Origin of the sequence: Micromonospora sp. NPDC006431, assembly GCF_042870725.1 — a bacterium.
Classification (GTDB): Bacteria; Actinomycetota; Actinomycetes; order Mycobacteriales; family Micromonosporaceae; genus Micromonospora.
The window spans coordinates 1-5,228 of the sequence record NZ_JBIAHQ010000062.1 but is presented as its reverse complement, the minus strand read 5'-3'; the positions used below and the strand labels follow the sequence as shown (position 1 = coordinate 5,228).

Here is a 5,228-nt window from a genome sequence, read left to right as displayed (position 1 = left end):
CAGCCCAGGCCGGACCGGCGATATCGTCGCCGCCGCGCTGCACTTGACTCATTTCGAATACAAGTACCTATCCGAATCTTGTTGAGATCACGTCATTCTCGACAGAGACTGCGCCGCCGGTGGCCCCTGCAGGTCCACGGAACAAACGATGGTCGATATACGCCGGGGGTATATACGCGAGGTATACCCTCGGAGTATGGTGTCGGCATGAGCGTTCCCATGACCCTCCTTGGCCTGCTCGAACGCGAGCCCAGCCACGGCTACGACCTCAAGCGCGACTACGACACCTTCTTCAGCCGGGGCAAGCCGCTGCCGTTCGGTCAGGTCTACGCGACCCTCGGCCGGCTCGCCCGCGACGGCAAGATCGTCATCGGTGAGGTCGAGCCGGGCGTCGGCCCCGAGCGCAAGCGCTACGTCATCACCGAGCGCGGCGCGACCGAGGTCGAGTCGTGGCTGACCGACCCGGTCGAGGCCGAACCCAACCTGCAGACGGTGCTGTTCACCAAGGTCGTGCTGGCGCTCATGCTCGACCGCCCCGCCGAGGAGTACCTCGACCGGCAGCGCGCCGCGCACCTGCGGCGGATGAAAGAACTCACCGACATCCGGCGCGGCGACGACCTGGTCGACACCATGCTGGCCGACCACGGCCTGTTCCACCTGGAAGCCGACCTGCACTGGATCGACACCACGGTCGCCCGGCTGGACGCCCTGCGGAAGGTGGTCCGGCGATGAAGGCCATCGAGGCGCGCGAGGTCCACCTGTCCTTCGGCGAGACCCCGGCGCTGCGCGGGGCCAGCGTCGCGGTGGCTCCCGGCGAGATCGTCGCCATCATGGGCCCGAGCGGCTCCGGGAAGACCACGCTGCTGCACTGCCTGGCCGGCATCCTCGTGCCGGACGCCGGTGAGATCCACTTCGACGGCCGCCGGATCGACACCCTCAACGAACACCAGCGCAGCGTCCTGCGCCGGGACCAGTTCGGGTTCGTGTTCCAGTTCGGCCAGCTCGTACCGGAGCTGACCGCCGAGGAGAACGTCGCGCTGCCGCTGCTGCTCAGCGGGGTCAAGCGGGCCCCGGCGCTCGAGCAGGCGCGGCCCTGGTTCGAGCGGCTCGGCCTGGCCGGGCTGGAGCGGCGCCGCTCCGGTGAGCTGTCCGGCGGGCAGGCGCAGCGGGTCGCGCTGGCCCGCGGCCTGGTGGCCCGGCCCGGCGCGCTGTTCGCCGACGAGCCGACCGGGGCGCTCGACTCGCTCACCGGTGAGCAGGTCATGGACCTGCTGGTCGCCTCGGCCCGCGAGCAGGGCACCACCGTCGTGCTCGTCACCCACGAGGCCCGCGTCGCCGCGTACGCCGACCGGCAGGTCATCGTGCGTGACGGCAAGGTGAACGCGCTGGTGGCCGCGTGATCCGGTTCGCGCTACGGCTGTCCGTGGCCGGCGGGCGGGAAGCCGCCGTCCGGCTCGTCATCATCGCCGCCGCGGTGGCGCTCGGCGTCGGCATGCTCCTGACCACGATCGCCGGCATGAACGCGGTCGACGCGCAGAACCAGCGGTACGGCTGGCTCAACACCGCCGCCGCGCCGGCCTCCTCCGACGCGTCGGCCGACCCGCTGTGGTGGCTGGTGCGGGAGGACTACTACCACGGTGCGTCCATCGGCCGGGTCGAGGTCGCGGCGCTGGGCCCGGACGCGCCCGTCCCGCCGGGCATTCCGCACCTGCCCGGGCCGGGGGAGTACTACGTCTCGCCGGCTCTCGGCACGCTGCTGCGGACCACCCCGGCCGCGGAGTTCGGCGACCGCTACCCCGGCCACGAGGTCGGCACGATCGGCCCGGCGGCGCTACCCTCCCCGGATTCGCTGCTGATCGTCATCGGCCGCACCCCGGCCGAGCTGGAGCCGTTGGGGGCCACGAAGGTCACCCAGATCATGACCACCTCCCCGAGCGCCTGCAGCCACGGCTGCTACATCGGCATCAACGGCTCCGGCCTGACCCTCGTGCTGTCCGTCGTCGCGGCCGCGCTGCTGTTCCCGGTGCTCATCTTCATCGGCACCGCGACCCGGCTGGCCGCGAGCCGCCGGGAGCAGCGGTTCGCCGCGATGCGGCTGATCGGGGCCACGCCACGGCAGATCTCCGTCATCTCGGCCGTGGAGTCGACACTTGCGGCCGCCGCGGGCACCGTTGCCGGGTTCGGCCTGTTCTTCGCGTGCCGGCCGGGGCTCGCCAGGATCCCGTTCGCCGGCGAACCGTTCTTCGCCGCCGACCTGTCGCTCACCGTCATCAACGTCCTGGCGGTCGCGCTCGGCATCCCGCTCGGCGCGGTCGTGGCGTCCGTGCTGGCGTTGCGCCGGGTGCAGATCACGCCGCTGGGCGTGAGCCGGCGGGTGACCCCGAAACCGCCGCGCGTCTGGCGGCTGATCCCGCTGGTCGCCGGGCTCGCCGAGCTGACCTGGTTCATCGGGCGGCGTCCCGCCACGACCAACGGCCAGATCACCGCGTACCTGTCCGGGTTCGTGCTGATCCTGATCGGGCTGGTGCTGGCCGGGCCCTGGCTGACCATGATCGGCGCCCGAGTCCTCGCGGGGCGGGCGAGCCGGCCCGCCACGCTCATCGCCGGACGGCGCCTCGCGGACAACCCGCAGGCCGGCTTCCGGTCCGTCAGCGGCCTGATCGTGGCGCTGTTCGTGACCAGCGTGGCGACCGGCACGATCACCACGTACGTCGCCAACCGCGGCGCACCGCGCACCGACTCGGTGGCCGCCACCTCACTGAGCAAGACGTTCTGGCCCGAGGACGGCCCCGCGCCGACCGCGGATCAGATCCCGACCGGGCTTGCGACGATCCCCGGGGTGCGTAGCGTGACGGTGGTGCACCGCAACCCTGACCCGGACGGTTGGCACGGCCTGATCACGTGCGCCGAGCTGGACCGCCTGGCGATGTACGGCAGCTGCCCCGCCGGCGCGCAGGTCGCGGCCGTGCCCGGCGATCTGATCGGCATGCGCGCGATGGACCTGACCAACGACACGTACGTCTGGGAGGCCGCCGCCACCGCTCCCGCGGACGTCGACCGGCAGCCGATCCTGTCGGTGGTCGTCAACACCACCAGCCGGTCCGCGTTCGAGCAGGCCCGGACGATGCTGATCAACGCGTTCCCGCTGGGGCGCTTCCCGGCGAGCGTCGGCGAGTGGGAGGCGAACTCCGCGCGGCAGATGGTGCAGTTCCAGCAGTTGGCCAACGTGGTCATGCTGGCCAGCCTGCCGATCGCGGGCTGCAGCCTGGCGGTGAGCGTGGCCGGTGGGCTGAGCGACCGGAAGCGGCCGTTCAGCATGCTGCGGCTCACCGGGGCGCGGCTCAGTACCCTGCGCCGGGTGGTGGCGCTGGAGACCGTCGTACCGCTGCTGCTCGTCGCCGCGGTCGCGATCGGAATGGGGTTCCTGGCCGCGCATCTGTTCCTGCGGGCGCAGCTGGACTACACGCTGCTGGCGCCGCACCTGTCGTTCTACCTGATGGTCGCCGGTGGGCTGGCGGTGTCGCTGGGCATCATCGCCTCGACGCTGCCGCTGCTGCGCCGGATCACCGGCCCGGAGACCGCCCGCAACGAGTGAACCCCAGTAGACCCACGGACATCGGGTTCACCGAGGTCCGCGGCCGGACGGGTCACACCGTCCGGCCGCCGCCTTTCCCTGATGAACCAGCGCCCTACGTCAGACCGGACTGAGGCGAGCGACGACACAGCTCATTAACCGCCAGCCACCGCGAATCCGACGAAGATGATCACGGAAAGGGGCAGGGCCGCGGCCAATGCGAGCGCCCGCTGACGGGCCGATCTGCCGATCAGCACGACGGCCAGGACACCGAGCGCGACATCGATGGCGACGTTCCACACCGAGCCCGACGGGTAGCTGGGATCGTCGGCCCTGCGGGCGAACCGGGCCGCTTCCTCGAAGAACACCGCAGCCGGCAGCGCCGTCCCGAGGACCTGCCGCCAGCCCGCCCCGCGCGCCCAGTCACCGCCGATGCCGAAGACCACCCCGGCGAGGACACCGAAGACCATCCAGAGCAGCGACGCTGGCGCCCACACCACGGCCAAGTCGTCGCCTTGGATGAGGGCCGCCGCGAGGTAGTAGCTGGGCACCGCGACCACGAGCAGCACAGCGGCCCCTACCGCCGAGCGCAGCCAGCCCGACCGGGCCCAGTATCCGAAGGCGAAGGCGGCGACCGCCCACGTGGCGGTGGAGTTGCCGAGTTCGGCAAACGGGTACGGGACCCACTTGATCCAGACGAAGTCGAGGAAGCCGAGCAGGAAACCACCCACCACGGCGGTGAGCGCCACCGTTCGATGACCAGTTCGCACGGCGGGAAGCATACTCAGTATGCGAGCGAGGAATTTCGGCGCCCGTGGCCTCGTGGGATGTTTTCGTTCTCGACGCCTGGGTTTACCCCGGTGGTGACGAGGAACGTTCCGGGCTGGGACCGGGGCTCGCTGCTCCGCAAGGGGTGAGGCGGAGCAGGCGACGTTCGTCGAACTGTTCTTCGACCTGGCCATGGTGTTCATCCTCAGCCGGCTCGTCGCACTGGCGTTCGACGTGCTGGCAGAGTCACCCAGCACGTCAGGCTGGGCGGCGCTGGGGCAGGCCCTGCTGCTGTTCCTGCCACTGATGCGGGTCTGGACCCTGACCACCTACCTCACCACCCGATTCGATCCGCGACGACCCGCCGTGCAGGGGTGCGTCATCGCCAACGTGTTCGGTGTGCTGATCTTCGGCGTCAGCCTGTCTTGGGCCTTCGACGGGCGGGCCGTGGCGTTCGCCTCCACCTATGGATTGCCGCCTGTCCGGGGAAGGCCGTCAGCTCGGCAAAGCATCCGTCTCCGCGCTTGCTGGTACGCCGCCGTCCAGCACGGTTGCTAATGAGAGTTACCGGGTCGGTTGCGGCAGACTCGGCTCCGGTAGCCGCTGGCGGGTGAGCACTCGCGGTTGCAGGACGCATCGCAGTCCTAGTGACAGATCGTGCCCCTGCCCGCCGATGGTCGCTCACGCTCGGCCTCCGACGGCCTGGTGACGGCCTGGACTTGGTCCCGTTGACCCGCCGGCAGCCGGCGCGCCTCCGGCCCGCTCTGACTACAGGCTTCCACCGTTCGGACGAGCGAAGAAGAGCCGAACGGCCTGTCGTCCGGCTGGTGCCGGGGCCGCGTCTTGGAGGGCGCACAGGACATGCACGACGCCCGGCCGGCGACCC

The 5,228-nt window shown here is 70.8% G+C and carries 4 protein-coding genes and 1 pseudogene; 4 read left to right on the top strand and 1 reads right to left on the bottom strand.

Features of this window, described 5'->3' with window-relative positions; all coding sequences use genetic code 11:
• Window positions 1-207 precede the first annotated feature (207 nt).
• From ACFYM6_RS35920 to ACFYM6_RS35910, 3 genes are read left to right on the top strand one after another with little or no spacing between them, the layout of a single operon-like run.
• Entirely contained in the window at window positions 208-732 is a 525-nt protein-coding gene (locus ACFYM6_RS35920) for a PadR family transcriptional regulator (protein WP_387281965.1), read from the top strand.
• Window positions 729-1,400 carry an ABC transporter ATP-binding protein gene (locus ACFYM6_RS35915; RefSeq protein ID WP_387281963.1) on the top strand — a complete coding sequence of 224 codons (672 nt, stop codon included), beginning with the start codon at window positions 729-731 and terminating at the stop codon, window positions 1,398-1,400. The genes ACFYM6_RS35920 and ACFYM6_RS35915 overlap by 4 nt, the downstream gene beginning before the upstream one ends.
• Window positions 1,397-3,595 (top strand): FtsX-like permease family protein, encoded by a 2,199-nt coding sequence (locus ACFYM6_RS35910; RefSeq protein ID WP_387281961.1) that lies wholly within the window; start codon window positions 1,397-1,399, stop codon window positions 3,593-3,595. Before ACFYM6_RS35915 ends, ACFYM6_RS35910 begins: the two co-directional genes overlap by 4 nt.
• A 134-nt stretch (window positions 3,596-3,729) precedes the next feature.
• Here the strand turns inward: ACFYM6_RS35910 and ACFYM6_RS35905 are convergent, their stop codons facing one another.
• Window positions 3,730-4,344, bottom strand: coding sequence for a DUF6518 family protein (locus ACFYM6_RS35905; RefSeq protein WP_387281959.1), 615 nt, complete (start codon window positions 4,342-4,344; stop codon window positions 3,730-3,732).
• Between the two features lie 169 nt (window positions 4,345-4,513).
• Between ACFYM6_RS35905 and ACFYM6_RS35900 the strand changes: the two are divergent.
• Window positions 4,514-4,900, top strand: a pseudogene (locus ACFYM6_RS35900) (low temperature requirement protein A); the annotation flags it as partial.
• Window positions 4,901-5,228: the final 328 nt, after the last annotated feature.